General features: G+C 68.8%; 14 protein-coding genes. 11 read left to right on the forward strand and 3 right to left on the reverse strand.

Going from position 1 to position 15,702, the window contains the following annotated elements; all coding sequences use genetic code 11:
* Nucleotides 1–29 precede the first annotated feature (29 nt).
* Together LKO27_RS15470 and LKO27_RS02555 are read right to left on the reverse strand one after the other, a co-directional pair.
* On the reverse strand, nt 30–1,103 hold the full coding sequence (locus tag LKO27_RS15470) for a M23 family metallopeptidase (RefSeq protein WP_227735323.1): 1,074 nt from the start codon (nt 1,101–1,103) through the stop codon (nt 30–32).
* A 177-nt stretch (nt 1,104–1,280) separates the two neighbouring features.
* Entirely contained in the window at nt 1,281–2,327 is a 1,047-nt protein-coding gene (locus LKO27_RS02555; RefSeq protein WP_227735324.1) for a M23 family metallopeptidase, read from the reverse strand.
* A gap of 183 nt (nt 2,328–2,510) precedes the next feature.
* Between LKO27_RS02555 and sucC the strand changes: the two genes are divergently transcribed.
* Nucleotides 2,511–3,686, forward strand: a complete 1,176-nt coding sequence (sucC, locus tag LKO27_RS02560; protein ID WP_227735325.1) for an ADP-forming succinate--CoA ligase subunit beta — start codon at nt 2,511–2,513, stop codon at nt 3,684–3,686.
* Between the two features lie 4 nt (nt 3,687–3,690).
* Entirely contained in the window at nt 3,691–4,593 is a 903-nt protein-coding gene (gene sucD, locus LKO27_RS02565) for a succinate--CoA ligase subunit alpha (RefSeq protein WP_227735326.1), read from the forward strand.
* 50 nt (nt 4,594–4,643) lie between these two features.
* Here the strand turns inward: sucD and LKO27_RS02570 are convergent, their stop codons facing one another.
* A complete protein-coding gene (locus LKO27_RS02570; RefSeq protein ID WP_227735327.1) occupies nt 4,644–6,320 on the reverse strand; it encodes a hypothetical protein in 1,677 nt (558 codons plus the stop codon).
* A gap of 240 nt (nt 6,321–6,560) precedes the next feature.
* On the opposite strand from LKO27_RS02570, the gene LKO27_RS02575 reads away from it, so the two are divergent.
* The 9 genes from LKO27_RS02575 to LKO27_RS02615 are packed head-to-tail and all read left to right on the forward strand — an operon-like array spanning nt 6,561 to nt 15,595.
* Complete coding sequence (locus tag LKO27_RS02575) at nt 6,561–7,808, forward strand: DUF6350 family protein (protein WP_227735328.1); 1,248 nt, start codon at nt 6,561–6,563, stop codon at nt 7,806–7,808.
* The gene (gene purN, locus LKO27_RS02580; protein ID WP_227735329.1) at nt 7,805–8,377 is read left to right on the forward strand and encodes a phosphoribosylglycinamide formyltransferase; all 573 of its coding nucleotides are present in this window, start codon (nt 7,805–7,807) and stop codon (nt 8,375–8,377) included. The genes LKO27_RS02575 and purN overlap by 4 nt, the downstream gene beginning before the upstream one ends.
* A gap of 38 nt (nt 8,378–8,415) precedes the next feature.
* Nucleotides 8,416–9,972 (forward strand): bifunctional phosphoribosylaminoimidazolecarboxamide formyltransferase/IMP cyclohydrolase, encoded by a 1,557-nt coding sequence (gene purH / locus LKO27_RS02585; protein WP_227735330.1) that lies wholly within the window; start codon nt 8,416–8,418, stop codon nt 9,970–9,972.
* A gap of 10 nt (nt 9,973–9,982) precedes the next feature.
* Nucleotides 9,983–10,837 carry a bifunctional methylenetetrahydrofolate dehydrogenase/methenyltetrahydrofolate cyclohydrolase gene (locus LKO27_RS02590; RefSeq protein WP_227735331.1) on the forward strand — a complete coding sequence of 285 codons (855 nt, stop codon included), beginning with the start codon at nt 9,983–9,985 and terminating at the stop codon, nt 10,835–10,837.
* The gene (locus LKO27_RS02595; RefSeq protein ID WP_227735332.1) at nt 10,827–11,120 is read left to right on the forward strand and encodes a DUF3017 domain-containing protein; all 294 of its coding nucleotides are present in this window, start codon (nt 10,827–10,829) and stop codon (nt 11,118–11,120) included. Before LKO27_RS02590 ends, LKO27_RS02595 begins: the two co-directional genes overlap by 11 nt.
* Before the next feature lie 57 nt (nt 11,121–11,177).
* Nucleotides 11,178–12,167: a malate dehydrogenase gene (locus LKO27_RS02600; protein ID WP_227735333.1), complete on the forward strand. Its 990-nt coding sequence runs from the start codon at nt 11,178–11,180 to the stop codon at nt 12,165–12,167.
* Nucleotides 12,168–12,196: 29 nt separating this feature from the next.
* Entirely contained in the window at nt 12,197–13,036 is an 840-nt protein-coding gene (purU, locus tag LKO27_RS02605) for a formyltetrahydrofolate deformylase (RefSeq protein WP_227735334.1), read from the forward strand.
* A complete protein-coding gene (locus LKO27_RS02610; RefSeq protein ID WP_227735335.1) occupies nt 13,033–14,394 on the forward strand; it encodes a hemolysin family protein in 1,362 nt (453 codons plus the stop codon). Before purU ends, LKO27_RS02610 begins: the two co-directional genes overlap by 4 nt.
* The gene (locus LKO27_RS02615; RefSeq protein ID WP_370629935.1) at nt 14,357–15,595 is read left to right on the forward strand and encodes a phosphotransferase; all 1,239 of its coding nucleotides are present in this window, start codon (nt 14,357–14,359) and stop codon (nt 15,593–15,595) included. Before LKO27_RS02610 ends, LKO27_RS02615 begins: the two co-directional genes overlap by 38 nt.
* Nucleotides 15,596–15,702 lie beyond the last annotated feature (107 nt).

Below are 15,702 nucleotides of genomic sequence, written 5' to 3' on the forward strand. Positions count from 1 at the left end.
CTGCTGCCCTCCCGGGCAGGCGAGGGGGCTCAGATGACGCCGAGGCCGCGGAGGAAGCTGATGGGGTTGGAGGCGCTGTAGACGTCACCAGGGGTGACGCCGGGCTTGTAGTACTCGAAGTGCAGGTGTGGGCCGTACGAGTTACCGGTGTTGCCGACGTAGCCGATGAGCTGGCCGGCCTTGACGGCCTGGCCGGGCTTGACGACGCGCTTGGACATGTGGGCGTACAGCGTGGACCCGTCGCTGTGCTGGATGACGACGTTGATGCCGGCCCAGGATCCGGAGGTGGGGGAGAGCACGATCCCGGAGGCGGCTGCGTAGATCTTGGTGCCGCTGGGGGCGGGGAAGTCCTGTCCGGTGTGGTAGCGCGACCAGGAGCCGGTGGCGCCGAAGCCGGCGCCGACACGGTAGCCGGACTTGACCGGCATCGAGCCGCCCTTGGTGGTGGCGGCGGCGACGTCGTCGGCGCTGAGGCTGTCCGGGTCGATGCCGACGGTGGCGGACTTGGCGAGGGCGGCCTTGCGGGCTTCCTCGAGGCGGCGGGCGGCCTCCTCGGCTTCCTTCTTCAGCTGCGCGGCCTGCTGCTGGACGAGTTTGAGGTCTGCGTCCATCTGGGCGTCACGCTCGGTGCGGGCGGCTTCGGTGAGGGTGTCGTTGGCTTCCTCGGCGACGGCGTCGAGGGCGGCTTCGCGCTGCTTGGCCGCCTCGCCTGCGACGGCGACGATGAGGCCGTCGCGGACGGCGTTGCGGGAGGCATCCCGGGTGCGGTCTGCGAAGCCCTTGGCCGCTGCGTCGGCGGCGGCAGCCGGAATGGCGGCGTCGACGGCCACGTTCTCCGACGAGAGGTCCTCGGAAGCGCCGCGCTGGGAGAAGGAGTAGCCGAACAACGAACCCGCGGCCAGGATCCCAGCCAGCACCGCCCCTACAGCACCCCTGCCGAACCGGCCTTCGTCGCGACGGCGCGCTGCCCGGCGGGAACTGCCCAGGAGCACCTCGACCTCGGGTGGGAGGGGGTCGGCTGCTGCCGCCCGGCGAGGGCTGTTCGGGTCGTGCGTCGGCTTCAAGCTCGGCTCCAGGTAACGACGGCGGGTCCGGGAGAACACCAGCAATCCTGAGGAATCTTCAGGCTACTGGCCAAAGATTCGCACACAATCTTCGTCATTACCAAATCGAGACGGCGAGCCGTCCTGGCCGCCGATCCGGGACGCTGGGGCGCGCAGTGCGGCAGGCTCAGTACAACGGTTGGACGAGCTCAGCCCAACGGTTCCTCCGGGCAACCCTCAGCGGACGCCGAGGCTACGGAGGAAGCTGATGGGGTTGGAGGCGCTGTAGACGTCGCCGGGGGTGACGCCGGGCTTGTAGTACTCGAAGTGCAGGTGGGACCCGAAGGAGCGTCCGGTGTTGCCGACGTAGCCGATGAGCTGGCCGGCCTTGACTGCCTGGCCGGGCTTGACGACGCGCTTGGACATGTGGGCGTACAGCGTGGCCCCGCCATTGTTGTGCTGGATGACGACGTTGATGCCGGCCCAGGATCCGGAGGTGGGGGAGAGCACGATCCCGGAGGCGGCTGCGTAGATCTTGGTGCCGCTGGGGGCGGGGAAGTCCTGTCCGGTGTGGTAGCGCGACCAGGAGCCGGTGGCGCCGAAGCCGGCGCCGACACGGTAGCCGGACTTGACCGGCATCGAGCCGCCCTTGGTGGTGGCGGCGGCGACGTCGTCGGCGCTGAGGCTGTCCGGGTCGATGCCGACGGTGGCGGACTTGGCGAGGGCGGCCTTGCGGGCTTCCTCGAGGCGGCGGGCGGCCTCCTCGGCTTCCTTCTTCAGCTGCGCGGCCTGCTGCTGGACGAGTTTGAGGTCTGCGTCCATCTGGGCGTCACGCTCGGTGCGGGCGGCTTCGGTGAGGGTGTCGTTGGCTTCCTCGGCGACGGCGTCGAGGGCGGCTTCGCGCTGCTTGGCCGCCTCGCCTGCGACGGCGACGGTGAGGCCGTCGCGGACGGCGTTGCGGGAGGCATCCTGGGTGCGGTCTGCGAAGCCCTTGGCCGCTGCGTCGGCGGCGGCAGCCGGAATGGCGGCGTCGACGGCCACGTTCTCCGACGAGAGGTCCTCGGAAGCGCCGCGCTGGGAGAAGGAGTAGCCGAACAAAGAACCCGCGGCCAGGATCCCAGCCAGCACCGCCCCTACAGCACCCCTGCCCAGCTTCGCGCGGTGTAGGCCGCGAGCGGTCTTGGCTGCGGGCTCCAGCACTACCTCGGGTTCAATGGTTCCGGGTTCGACGGGGTCGGCCACTGCTGCCCTGCGAGGGTCTTCCGGGGTGCTCCACGTCTTCAAGTTCTGCTCCAGGTAACTGCGATCCGGGGGGTTCGGGAGAAACCTTAGCAATTCTCAGGAATTTCTCAAAGTCGGCAGCTGGTAAGGGCAACCTGTCTCACCATCGGTTGGGACGGAGGCGTCGGCGGCGCTAGTGTTTGGACCGTACCTAATCGCCCACGCGTTTGCACGATTGGAGTCAAGGTGGATCTCCTCGAGTACCAGGCAAGGGACGTCTTCGAGTCGTTCGGGGTCCCCGTACTGCCCGGTCTGGTGGCAAGTACGCCCCAGGAAGCCAGGCAGGCCTACGAGCGGCTCGGGACGAAGATCGCCGTGGTCAAGGCGCAGGTCCGCGTCGGAGGGCGCGGCAAGGCCGGCGGCGTGAAGCTGGCCCGGAGTGCGGACGAGGTGGAAAGCACCGCCGCGGACATCCTGGGTCTTGACATCAAGGGCCATGTCGTGGAGCAGGTCATGCTGAGCCCCGGTGCCGACATCGCCGAGGAGTACTACTTCTCCATCCTGCTCGACCGCGCTGCGGGCACCTATCTCGCAATGTGCAGTGTCGAGGGCGGGATGGACATCGAGACGCTCGCGGTGGAACGCCCAGAGGCCCTGGTCAAGCTGCCGCTGCACCCCGTCGACGGCATCACGCCAGAGGTGGCCACCCGGATCGTCACCGAGGCAGGGTTCCCGGAGGAGGACCGCGCCCCCGTGGCGGCGGTGCTGCAGAAGCTGTGGCGTGCATTCCGCGAGTCCGACGCGACGCTCGTCGAGGTGAACCCACTGGTAAAGACCGGCTCCGGGATGATCCTTGCTCTCGACGCCAAGGTGACCCTGGATGACAACGCCGCATTCCGGCATCCCCGCTGGGAGGCCTACGAGGAGACGTCCGGGGACGTCGACCTGGAGCGCCAGGCCAAGGAACTGGACCTCAATTACGTCAAGCTCGACGGCAGCGTCGGCGTGATCGGCAACGGCGCCGGGTTGGTCATGAGCACACTGGACGTCGTGGACAAGGCGGGTTCAGACCTGCCCGGCACCCCCAAGCCCGCGAACTTCCTCGACATCGGAGGAGGTGCGTCGTCGACGGTCATGGCCAACGGGCTGCGCATCATCATGAGTGACCCCCAGGTCAAGTCGGTGTTCGTGAACGTCTTCGGCGGCATCACCGCCTGCAACGACGTTGCCACTGGCATCGTCGCGGCGCTGGAGGTCCTGGGTGACGAGGCCAAGCTGCCCATCGTCGTGCGGCTGGACGGAAACTCGGTGGAGGTGGGCAAGGCCATCCTCGAGGAGGCGAACCACCCGCTGATCCGGGTGGAGTCCACGATGGACGGCGCTGCGAGCCTCGCAGCCAAGCTCGCGAGCGAGAGGAACTGACACCGTGGCAATCTTCATCAATCAATCCTCCCGGGTCATCGTGCAGGGCATGACCGGTCGTGAGGGCCGAAAGCACACCCAGCGCATGATCATGTCCGGCACGCGCGTCGTCGGCGGCGTCACCCCGGGCAAGGGCGGGGAGTCCGTCCTGTTCGAGGAGGACCCCGTGCCGGTGTACGGCTCCGTCCACGAAGCGGTGGAGCACAGTCACGCCAACGTCTCGGTGGTCTTCGTCCCGCCCAAGTTCGCGAAGGCCGCTGTCCTGGAGGCCGTGGATGCGGGAATCGAACTCTGCGTCGTCATCACCGAGGGCATCCCCGTCCGCGACGCGCTGGAGTTCCACGAGGCGGCCAGGCAGAGCCGGACCCGCATCATCGGACCCAACTGCCCGGGCCTGATCTCGCCCGGCAAGTCCAACGTCGGAATCATCCCGGCCCACATCGCCGGGCGCGGCAGGATCGGCCTGGTGTCCAAGTCCGGCACCTTGACCTACCAGATGATGTATGAGCTGCGGGACCACGGGTTCTCCACGGCCGTGGGAATCGGAGGCGACCCGGTCATCGGGACCTCCCACATCGATGTGCTGCAGGCCTTCGAGGAGGACCCGGAGACGGATCTGATCGTGATGATCGGCGAGATCGGTGGCGACGCCGAGGAACGCGCCGCCGACTACATCTCCGCCAACATCAGCAAGCCGGTGGTCGGCTACGTGGCCGGATTCACCGCGCCCACGGGGAAGACCATGGGCCACGCCGGCGCCATCATCACCGGGAGCCAGGGCACGGCAGCAGCGAAGAAGAAGGCGCTGGAGGCGGCCGGAGTCCTGGTGGGGGAGACCCCCAGCCAGACGGCGGAACTGGCGCGCAGCGCGATCGCCAAGCTACGCCACGAACTGCCCACGGGCTGATCGTTCGCCAATCCGGGCCGCCTTTCCTCGGGGAGGCGGCCCTGTCTGGTTCAGGGCAACTGGCTGAGTCGCTCAGTGGCCCGCAGGGCGACCGAGGAGAACTGTTCATCGGAGAATCGGTAGTCCGCGCTGACGGTGGCCACCAGGTAGCTGACTCGCGCTCCGGTGACCCCCACGGCAGCCTGGTAGAGCACCGGTGTGCTCCCCGTCGCCTGCTGGATGGTGAACAGGCGTGAGGACAGGCGAGCGTCCCCAGCGCCCTTCCCCGCCACGGCTGGGCTCTCGGTCACCGTGGCGGTCAACAGCCGGTCCTTGCAGGATGCGAGATTGTTTCCGAGGGTGGTCACGAACGCCGCGGCTGCTTCCGGGGTCTGGAAGTCGAAGATCATCTCGTCGAGCCCGAAGGTGGTTGGTGCTGCGGCGTCCTGCGTGAGGATGTAGGTACGACGCTCCCGGCTGTCGCCCCCCTCCGCCAGTGTGAGGTTCTCGCAGGCGGTGCCCTGGAACGTCACCTCGCCGGGCTGGCTTTCCCAGGCTCCGCTTCCCGGTGTGATTCGGGGGAGGTCCGCCGTGAGCAGCCAACCCTCGGGAGGCGACGGCGGTGGGACGGTGGCCGCGAACGACGGGTTGTCGGGGCAGGCGCCTTCGCTGCGGGTGCAGAGGTCCTCGAGGGAGCGCAGGACTCCCGAGGTCAGCTCGGCCACTCCCACCGGGGTCGCGTTGCGGACCACATCGACCATCGTGAGCGCACGCCCGTTGCGGATGAGCAACACGGTGTGGAACATCGTCGGGTCGCCCTCGTAGGTCTCGACCGTGAGCTGCTGGGCCTCGTCTGCGATGCCGTACACGGAGGTGGAACTGACGATGCGTGCTGGACGCTCGTCGCAGGCTGCCAGGGTGGCGACCCGCTGAGCCTGCACCTGCTGCGCAGCCTCATCGCTGGCGAAGACGTCGATCTGGTGCATCGCGGCGAGCTGGTCGGCATCAGAGGTTCCCAGCACCCGCTGGAATGCCTGCACGGGGTTCACCTCACCGAGATCGGCGCTGAGACAGGCGGCGCGCCCCTGGAAGTCGGACTTGTTCTCGACCGTGTCCACGACGACCCAGGAGGCTCCCGGGACGATCAGTTCGGCGTCGTCGACCGTCAGGAGGTTCGCGGTGCTCGCTACGGGCACCTGCGAGGCCGACTCCGACGGCGACCCGGGGCCCGTGGCTGTCGCGGAGGGATCGGGTGGCAGTTCGGGGGAAGTCGCCCTGCGCACCAGGTAGCTCCCGAGCAACAGCAGGAGGGCGGCCACCAGGGCGCCGACCACCCAGATCGTAAGCGTGCGGCGGTGGTGGTCGAACCAGTTCCCAGCGGCACCCTCGCTGCCGACGCGGTCCTGTCCGCCTTCGATGTTCGGCGGCGGCGGTGGGATCATCACCGGTTCCGGGGGAGTGGTCGAACTGACCGCAGAGCGCCGGGGCGCCGGCGTCGGTTCGTCCGAACCAGCGGCGGCGTACCCACCCATCCGCCGGCCGGCGCTGGGCTGCGGTGCCGGCTGGGTCTCGAAGTCCCGTGGCGGAAGCACCGGCCCGACGGGAGGCTCCATGGCGCTCTGGCTTCCGGGACGTGCGAAGGGGTTCACGAAATCGGTGGACTCGACGGGGGTGGGGTCCGTAGGGGTGCTGCCAGTGGACTGCTGGCCGGACGCCGAGGCTTCCTGCTCCGGGATCTGATCAGTCACTTCGGGCTCCTGCGGCGCGCCGCGCCGGGCGGGGCTGGCCGAGGGCTCCGGTGTATCGTCGGGCCCGTTCGGAGGGTCGAGTTCGTTCTCCGGGTCCGGGGCCGCTGCCCGTTTGGGGCGGCTCTTCCCGATCTCAGCCACGCAGCACCTCCACCCTTCGAAGTCGACGTCTGTCCGAACAACCGTTGCAACAGCGTACCCGGTGGCCCGGTGGCCACCGTAGTGGGAGGGAGAAGCCACGTGGCAGAGCGAAGCCCACGACACCGCACGATCGCCGTGGACGTAGATGCCCAGCGCGAGAAGAGGCCCCAGCGGGAACTCAACTGGCCGTGGTGGGCAGTGGCGGTCGTCGGCGCCGCTGCGGTGCTGGCGGCGGGCTGGTTGCTGCTGGCCGGCGCGTCGGTGCTGGGCTGGGTGAACTCACCCGACACGGACCTCACCTCCGCCCTGCCGCTGCCCACGAAGATCCTCCTGCTCGCACACGGAACCCCTGTGGCGATCGGTGGGCAACTGGTCTCGATCGTTCCGCTCACCATGACCATGGGCATGGTCCTGCTCGGCCAGCCCGTGGCCGCCATGGCTGCGAGGCAACTGGCGCACCAGCAGGCGACCCGGGACGACACCGGCCGCTTGTGGGTGGATGGGCAGGGGCTGGTGCTGCGGGTTGCGGGGACGTTCGCCCTCGTCCAGGCGCTGGTGCTGCTGCTGGTGGGGACCACCGTCGACGACGCCGCACACGCCTGGCGTGCGGGGCTGGGCGGACTCGTCCTGGGCGCCCTGTCCGGCGTGTGGGGTGCGAGCCGCGCCATCGGACATGACCCGCGCCGCACCTGGCCCGCCTGGCTGCGCTCCGTGCCCGCGGCCATGGTCTCCGCCGTCGGCATCTGCCTCGCAGGTGGCGCCGCCGTGATCGCGGGCACGCTGTTTCTGCACCTGGACCGCGTCGCCGGCATCCACGACGCCCTCCAACCGGATCTTTCGGGGACGATCCTGCTGGTCTTGATCCAGTTGCTCTACCTTCCCAACCTCGCACTGTGGGGGTCGGCCTGGCTGCTCGGAGCAGGCATAACCATCGGTGACGACTCGCTGCTCAACCTCAGCGTGACCGACGCGGGCTTCCTGCCCGCCATCCCTGTTCTGGGCGCAATCCCGGATGCGGGCCTGTCTCCGGAGACGACGCTGTGGTGGCTGCTGGTCGGGGTGGCAGCTGGAGTCGCGGCAGCCGTCGTCGTGGTGCTGGCACGCCCACGTGCGAGATTCGACGAGACCGCCATCGTCGGCGGCCTGTCGGGCGTGGCGGCGGGGCTCCTGCTCGTCGTGCTGTGCTCGCTCTCCGGCGGGGGCCTCGGCGGCGCCCGCCTGGCCCAGCTGGGGCCGGTGGTCACCGACCTGCTCGTGGTCGCGCCGAGCGTCCTCGGTCTCTCCGGGCTGGTCGCTGGCCTGGTGCTCGGACTGGTGAGGCGCCCGGTTCCCGGCCCCGTAGGATGACGGCCGTGAAACGAGTCGTTGTGCTCCTGTCGGGATCCGGAACCCTGCTGCAGGCGCTGCTTGACGCAGTCGCCGCCGGCGAGGTGGACGCGGAGGTGGTCGCGGTCGTCTCGGACCAGGCTGACGCAGCTGGTCTGGAGCGAGCGAGGCGGGCAGGGGTTCCGGCCATCGCCCATCCCCTTTCCAAGGGGGCGGACCGTGCGGCCTGGGACGCGGAACTGACCGACATCGTCGCCCGGTTCGAACCGGACCTCGTGGCCTCCGCCGGTTTCATGAAGTTGCTGGGTGAGGCGTTCCTGGCGAGGTTCGGTGGACGCACCATCAACACCCATCCTGCGCTGCTGCCCAGCTTCCCCGGCGTCCACGGACCGCGGGACGCGCTTGCCTACGGGGTGAAGGTCTCCGGGGCGACGGTCATCGTCGTCGATTCAGGCATCGACACCGGTAGGATCCTGCTGCAGGAGGCAGTCGACGTGTTGGACGGCGACGACGTCGAGCGCCTCCACGAGCGCATCAAGGTGGTGGAGCGCAGGCTCCTCGTGAAAGCCGTGCGTGACTGGAAACCGTGAAACGTGCAGGCGCACACAACTGAAACGGAAGTGATTCGATGACCAACCAAATCCCGCTGCGCAGGGCACTCGTGTCCGTCTACGACAAGACCGGACTCGAGGGGTTGGCCGCAGCGCTGCACGAGGCGGGCGTCGAGATCGTCTCCACCGGTTCGACGGCCTCGAAGGTGGCAGGGGCGGGGATTCCCGTGACGCGGGTGGAGGACCTCACCGGCTTCCCGGAGTGTCTCGACGGCAGGGTCAAGACCCTCCACCCCAAGGTGCATGCCGGCATCCTCGCCGACCGCCGCCTGCCCGACCATGTCCGCCAGCTCGAGGAACTCCAGGTGGCTCCCTTCGACCTGGTGGTGGTCAACCTCTACCCGTTCGCGGAGACAGTGGCCTCCGGCGCGAGCGAGGACGAGTGCGTCGAGCAGATCGACATCGGTGGGCCGACCATGGTCCGCGCCGCCGCCAAGAACCACCCTTCGGTGGCAGTGGTGACCTCCCCGTCGCAGTACGACGAGGTCCGATCGGCACTGGCCACCGGTGGATTCACCCTGGCAGCCCGCAAGGAGCTCGCCGCCGCTGCCTTCCGCCACACGGCGAGCTACGACGTCGCCGTCGCGACCTGGATGGCCGAGACCGTCGTGGCCGCACCCGAGGACGGGTTCTCGCCCTGGCTGGGTGCCTCCTATGAGTTGGTCGGGACCCTGCGCTACGGCGAGAACGCCCACCAGCGCGCCGCGCTCTACTCCGACAGTGGCGCGCCCGCCGGCATCACGCAGGCCGAACTGCTGCACGGCAAACCCATGAGTTACAACAACTACACCGACGGCGACGCCGCCTACCGTGCCGCCCACGACTTCGATGACCCGTGCGTCGCCATCATCAAGCACGCCAACCCCTGCGGCATCGCGGTGGGGGCGGACATCGCCGAGGCGCACCGCAAGGCCCACGAGTGCGACCCGGTCTCGGCGTTCGGTGGCGTGATCGCCACCAACCGGCCGGTGTCGGTGGCGATGGCGGAGGCGGTCAAGGACATCTTCACCGAGGTCGTGATCGCCCCCGGGTTCGACGACGGCGCCCTGGAGATCCTGTCCGCCAAGAAGAACATCCGGCTGCTCAGGGCCGTGCCCTTCAGCCACCGGCCAAGGACCCTGGTGACCATCAGCGGTGGCGCCCTGAGCCAGGAACCCGACCGGATCGACGCCGACGGCGATTCCCCGGAGAACTGGACCCTCGCAGCGGGGGAGGCCGTCGACGACGCGACCCTGGCGGACCTCGAGTTCGCCTGGCGGGCCTGCCGCTCCGTCAAGTCCAACGCCATCCTGCTCGCCTCCGACGGCGCCTCCGTCGGGGTGGGCATGGGGCAGGTCAACCGCGTCGACTCCTGCAGGCTGGCCGTCGAGCGTGCCGGTGACCGCGCGAAGGGTGCCGTCGCCGCGTCCGATGCGTTCTTCCCGTTCAGCGACGGCCCCCAGATCCTGATCGACGGCGGCGTCAGGGCCATCGTGCAGCCCGGCGGCTCCATCCGCGATGAGGAGACCATCGAACTGTGCCGCGCGAACGGTGTGGCGCTCTACCTCACCGGCACCCGCCACTTCTTCCACTGAGAGGGCAAACATGACAGCGACCAAGATGGCGGGCGTACCCGTCGCAAGGATGATCAGGGAAGACCTCAAGCGACGCGTGGCCGCGCTCAGCGCCGAGGGCGTTGTGCCCGGGCTCGCGACGGTGCTCGTCGGAGACGACCCCGGCAGCCGCTCCTACGTCGCCGGCAAGCACCGCGACTGCGCCGAGGTTGGGATCCACTCCATCCGCGTGGACCTCCCAGCCGACACCTCCGCCCAACGTCTGACCGAAGAGCTGGACGCTCTCAACACCGATCCGGCCTGCACCGGCTACATCGTGCAACTGCCCCTCCCGGCGCATCTCGATGACAACTGGGCACTGGCGCAGGTAGACCCGGACAAGGACGCCGACGGGCTGCACCCGGTCAACCTCGGCAGGCTCGTGCTGGGCATCCCCGGTCCGCTGCCGTGCACCCCCCGCGGAATCGTCGCGCTGCTGCGGCACCACGAGGTCGAGCTGAACGGAGCGCACACGGTCATCGTCGGCCGCGGCACCACCGTCGGCCGTCCGCTGGGCCTGTTGCTGACCCGCAAGTCGGAGAACTCCACAGTGACCCTGTGTCACACCGGCACGAGAGACCTGGCCTCGCTAACCCGGCAGGCCGACATCGTGGTCACGGCGGCCGGCCACCCTGGCACGGTGACCGCCGACATGATCAAGGAGGGGGCTGTGCTCGTCGACGTCGGCATCAGCCGCACCGACGACGGCCTGGTGGGAGACCTGGCGCCCGACGTCTGGGAGAAGGCCTCGCTCGTCGCTCCCGTTCCCGGCGGCGTGGGACCCATGACGCGGGCCATGCTCCTGACCAACGTCGTGGACCGCGCGGAAGCCCTGCATGCCGGATAGGCCGGACAAGCCGGCCGACGAGTTCCCCAGCAACCCGTGGCCACTGCTGGCCGCGCTGGTGATCTTCGCCGTCGGAGTGGTCCTGATCACCATGGGCCACTGGCGCCGGGGGCCGGTGGTGATGGCCGGCGCGCTGGCGCTGGCAGCCCTCCTGCGTCTGGTCCTGCCTGACCGGTTGGCCGGCCTGCTCGTGGTGCGGCGACGTTGGATCGACGTGGTCGGCATGCTCCTGCTCGGGGCGGCGATCGCGGTGCTGGCCCTGGTGGTGCCCGGCCAGCGGTGATTCGGTAGAGTCGCGGAAGAATGATCCGCGAGATCCGAACCTGGAAAGAGGTCGAAAGTGAGCACTGAGGCTCCCGTCAAGATTGCCGTCACCGGCGCTGCCGGCCAGATCTGTTACAGCCTGCTGTTCCGCATCGCCAGCGGTTCCCTCCTGGGGGACCGGCCCATCGAACTGCGCCTGCTCGAGATCACGCCGGCGCTCAAGGCGCTTGAGGGTGTGGTCATGGAACTCGACGACTGCGCCTTCGGCAACCTCGTCGGGGTCGAGATCGGCGATGACCCGAAGAAGGTCTTCGACGGCGTGAACCTGGCGATGCTCGTCGGTGCCATGCCGCGCAAGGCCGGGATGGAGCGCAGCGACCTCCTCAGCGCGAACGGGGCCATCTTCACCGCCCAGGGCCGGGCCCTGAACGAGGTGGCCGCCGACGACGTCAAGGTGCTGGTGACCGGCAACCCCGCCAACACCAACGCCCTGATCGCCCTCAGCAACGCCCCGGACATCCCGGCGGAGCGCTTCAACGCGCTGACCCGCCTGGACCACAACCGGGCGCTCAGCCAGCTGGCGAAGAAGACCGGCGTAGCCGTCGACGACATCTCCCACATGACCATCTGGGGCAACCACTCCAGCACGCAGTACCCGGACCTCTTCAACACCCGCATCGGTGAGCGGAGCGCCGCAGAGGTGGTGGATGACCAGTCCTGGATCGAGAACGAGTTCATCCCCGCCGTCGCCAAGCGGGGCGCGGCCATCATCGAGGCGCGCGGGTCGTCGTCGGCGGCCTCGGCTGCCAACGCCACTGTCGAGCACATGCGCGACTGGGTGCTGGGGACGGCGGAGGGTGACTGGGTGTCCATGTCGGTGCCCTCCGACGGCTCCTACGGGGTGCCCGAGGGGATCGTCAGCTCCTTCCCGTGCCGCGTGACCGACGGCCGCTACGAGATCGTGCAGGGGTTGGAGATCAACGACTTCAGCCGTGCCCGGATTGACGCCTCCGTCGCCGAGTTGCTGGACGAGCGTGCCGCGGTCACGGAGTTGGGCCTCATCTGAGCCGCTGGCTTGCCGCTAGAGTTTCGGGCATGTCCGAACTCGTCCTGACCCTGCAGTGCCCCGATCGCCCCGGAATAGTCCACGCCATCTCCGGGGCGATCGTCGAGGCCGGGGGCAACATCACCGAGCTCCAGCAGTTCTCCTCGCCCGACACCGGCGAGTTCTTCACCCGCATCCAGCTGGATGGGCCCGACGAGGAGTCGCTGGCACGGAAGGTCGCGGAGGCCACTGGTGGTTTCGGGGCGCACTTCCAGGTCCACGAGGCCGGGACGCCGACCCGCACCCTCATCCTGGCCTCGAAGGCCGGTCACTGCGTCAACGATCTCCTCTTCCGCTGGCGGGGCGGGGAACTGCCCATCGACGTGCGCGGCATCCTGGCCAACCACGACGTGCTGGCGCCCATGGCGGACTTCTATGACGTCGCGTTCGAGCACCGTTTCGTGGATGCCGAGACCAAGCCCGCGTTCGAGGCCGAGGTTCGTCGGATCGTCGAGGAGCAGGACATCGAACTGGTCGTCCTGGCCCGCTACATGCAGATCCTGAGCCCCGAGCTCTGCGAGTTCCTCGCCGGCCGTGCCATCAACATCCACCACTCGTTCCTGCCGGGCTTCAAGGGGGCCAATCCCTACCGCCAGGCCCACACCCGCGGAGTGAAGCTGATCGGTGCGACGGCGCACTTCGTCACCGGTGACCTTGACGAGGGGCCGATCATCGAGCAGAACGTGGTGCGGGTGGACCACACCATGTCGGTGGCCAAGCTCGTCCGGAAGGGGCAGGCCCAGGAGTCCCAGACGCTCGCCGAGGCGGTCCGGCTGTTCGCGGAGCACCGGGTGCTGGCGGACGCGCACCGCACGGTCATCTTCAGATGAGTGCACTGGGTGACATCGCGCTGATCGCGCTGTTCATAGTGATCGGCGGCGTCTTCGCGGCAGCCGAGATGGCCCTGGTGAGTCTCCGCGACAGCCAGGTGAAGCAACTCGCCACCAAGGGCAAGCGGGGTCGTGCCATCGAGCGGCTCACCAGCAATCCCAACCTGTTCCTGTCCGCGGTGCAGATCGGCGTGACGCTGGCCGGCTTCCTGTCCGCAGCCTTCGGTGGGGCGACGCTGGCGGACAGACTCGCTCCCACTCTGGAGTCGATCGGTCTGCCCGACGGTGTGTCCGACACGACGGCGCTGGTGCTGATCACCGTGGTCATCTCCTACTTCTCGATCGTCGTGGGAGAACTGACTGCCAAGCGACTCGCCATGCAACGCGCGGAGGGCTTCGCGCTGGCCCTGGCGCCGCTGGTGAGCGGTATCGCCACTGTGATGCGGCCGGTCATCTGGCTGCTCGGGGTCTCGACCGACCTGCTGGTCAGACTCTTCGGAGGGGACCCGAAGCAGGCACGCGACGCGGTGACCGACGAGGAGATCCGCGCCATCGTCGCGGGCTCTCCGACGCTGGGCACCGTGGAACGCAGCATCGTGGATGAGGTCTTCGACGCCGGGGAGCACACCCTCCGCGAGGTGATGGTGCCCCGAACCGAGGTGACCTTCCTGCCCGGCGACATGCCGATCCAGCGGGCCTACCGGGAGGTCCGGGGCGCGCCACACTCCCGCTACCCCGTGACCGGCGGCTCGGTGGACCGCGTCATTGGCTTCCTGCACGTGAGAGACCTCATGGACCTCGAGGGCTCCGCGCGGCAGGGGGACCTGCGATCGATAGTGCGTCCCGTGCTCAGCCTGCCCGAGACGGTCAAGATCCTGCGGGCGCTCAGCTCGATGCGCTCCGCGGGTGCACACATGGCGCTCGTCCGCGACGAGTACGGCGGCACCGCGGGCATCGTCACGATGGAGGACCTCATCGAGGAACTCATCGGTGACATCACCGACGAGTACGACGTCGTGGGCGACACCGTCACCGACGAGGTGGACCGCATCGACGGACTCACCACGATCGAGGAGTTCGCGGAGGCCAGTGGGCACGTCATCCCCGAGGGCCCCTACGACACGGTGGCTGGATACGTGATGTCCAGGCTGGGGCGGATCCCCGCAGTCGGGGACGAGGTGACCGTCCACCTGGAGCCCCGGGAACGCCCGGCTGACGAATCCGACGGCGAAGTCCCCTTCACCTTCGTCGTCTCCGAACTCGACGGTCGCCGCGCGGCCTGGTTGACGGTGGTGCGCGGTGGCGAGTCGACGGCCGGACATGCGGTCGGCCGCGCCAGGGAGGCCTCCGATGGATGATGGTTCCCGCCTGCTCACGGGCCCCGACGTCGAGTCCCTGCTGCGCGCCGCCGTGGAGCACGCCGGCGGAGTGATGTTGTCGTGGTCCCTGGACCACGTGGACACGAACCCCGAGCACTCCACGACGGCCACATATCTGGCGCAGGTGCGGTGGCCCTACGGCGAGCGCAGCGAACTGCTGGGAGTGAGCGCCCGCTCGGGGGAACTGGTGGAGTCCGACGCGAACGCGGAGATCTTCGCCGACGGCAACCGCGAGGTGGCCGTGTGGATCTACCCCAACGACCCGGACCTCCCCGGCCTGCCGCGCGCGGCCTACCCCGACCAGCTCGCCGCCCTCCTCAATGCCGGCAACACCCTTGGCAGGCCGGTGACCGCGGAACAGCTCAACCTCACGATGATCGGCTACCGGCCACGTCGTCGGGCGGTGGTGAAGCTCGTTGTCAACGACCCGCGCGAGGTCTTCTACATCAAGGTGCTGCGGCCCAAGCTGTTCGCCGACGTCCTTGGCAAGCACCTGATGCTGCGAGAAGCAGGCGTGCCGGCACCGGAGGTCGCGCTGCACACCCCGGACAACCTCATGATGCTGCGTGAGCTCCCGGGCCGCGGCCTGGCCAAGGCCATCTTCGAGCCCGGCGATCCCTGCACCGCCGAGCAACTGATCGCGGTTCTGGACGCCATGCCGCAATCGGTGGCGGCGCTGGAGCGCAGACCGCCGTGGTCGGATGCCGTGGCGCACTATGCGGCGATGGTGACCGCCGCGCTCCCGGAGGTGGGTCCGGACCTGGAGTGGGCCAGCGCAGCCATCACATCCGGACTCGCCGAGTACCCACTGGGGAACGAGCCCACGCACGGCGACTTCCACGAGGGCCAGATCCGGGTTGCGGACGGAGACGTGGTGGGCATCCTCGACGTGGACACCATCGGTCCGGGCCGGCGTGCCGACGACCTGGCCTGCCTGATCGCGCACCTGTCCACCATCCAGCGGATGAACCCGGAGCAGGCTGCGAAGGTCCGGGACCTGCTGGCCCGCTGGGTGCCGGTCTTCGACGAGCGCGTGGACCCCGTGGAACTGCGCCTCCGGGCCGCTGCGGTGGTGATCAGCCTGGCCACCGGGCCGTACCGGGGCCAGGAACCCAACTGGCAGGAGACCACCCGGCAGATGGTCCGTTCCGCTCTGGCGCTCGTCCGGCAGGTGGCCTGAAGGACCGCGACTGAGCGAGGTTGCAGGTCTGTAACGATTGCAGGTTTCACATGCGGCTCCGTAGCCCGTAGCGATATCTTCGGGTTGCCCAATCAGCCTCAGGAGGA

It is taken from the genome of Tessaracoccus sp. OS52 (assembly GCF_020687685.1).
Taxonomy (GTDB): Bacteria; Actinomycetota; Actinomycetes; order Propionibacteriales; family Propionibacteriaceae; genus Arachnia.

What these genes read in the sequence shown, in the direction of transcription:
- purN (WP_227735329.1), top strand. Translation starts at nt 7,805, where the DNA reads ATGACGGCCGTGAAACGAGTCGTTGTGCTCCTGTCGGGATCCGGAACC.
- purH (WP_227735330.1), top strand. Translation starts at nt 8,416, where the DNA reads ATGACCAACCAAATCCCGCTGCGCAGGGCACTCGTGTCCGTCTACGAC.
- LKO27_RS02590 (WP_227735331.1), top strand. Translation starts at nt 9,983, where the DNA reads ATGACAGCGACCAAGATGGCGGGCGTACCCGTCGCAAGGATGATCAGG.
- LKO27_RS02595 (WP_227735332.1), top strand. Translation starts at nt 10,827, where the DNA reads ATGCCGGATAGGCCGGACAAGCCGGCCGACGAGTTCCCCAGCAACCCG.
- purU (WP_227735334.1), top strand. Translation starts at nt 12,197, where the DNA reads ATGTCCGAACTCGTCCTGACCCTGCAGTGCCCCGATCGCCCCGGAATA.
- LKO27_RS02610 (WP_227735335.1), top strand. Translation starts at nt 13,033, where the DNA reads ATGAGTGCACTGGGTGACATCGCGCTGATCGCGCTGTTCATAGTGATC.
- LKO27_RS02615 (WP_370629935.1), top strand. Translation starts at nt 14,357, where the DNA reads ATGCGGTCGGCCGCGCCAGGGAGGCCTCCGATGGATGATGGTTCCCGC.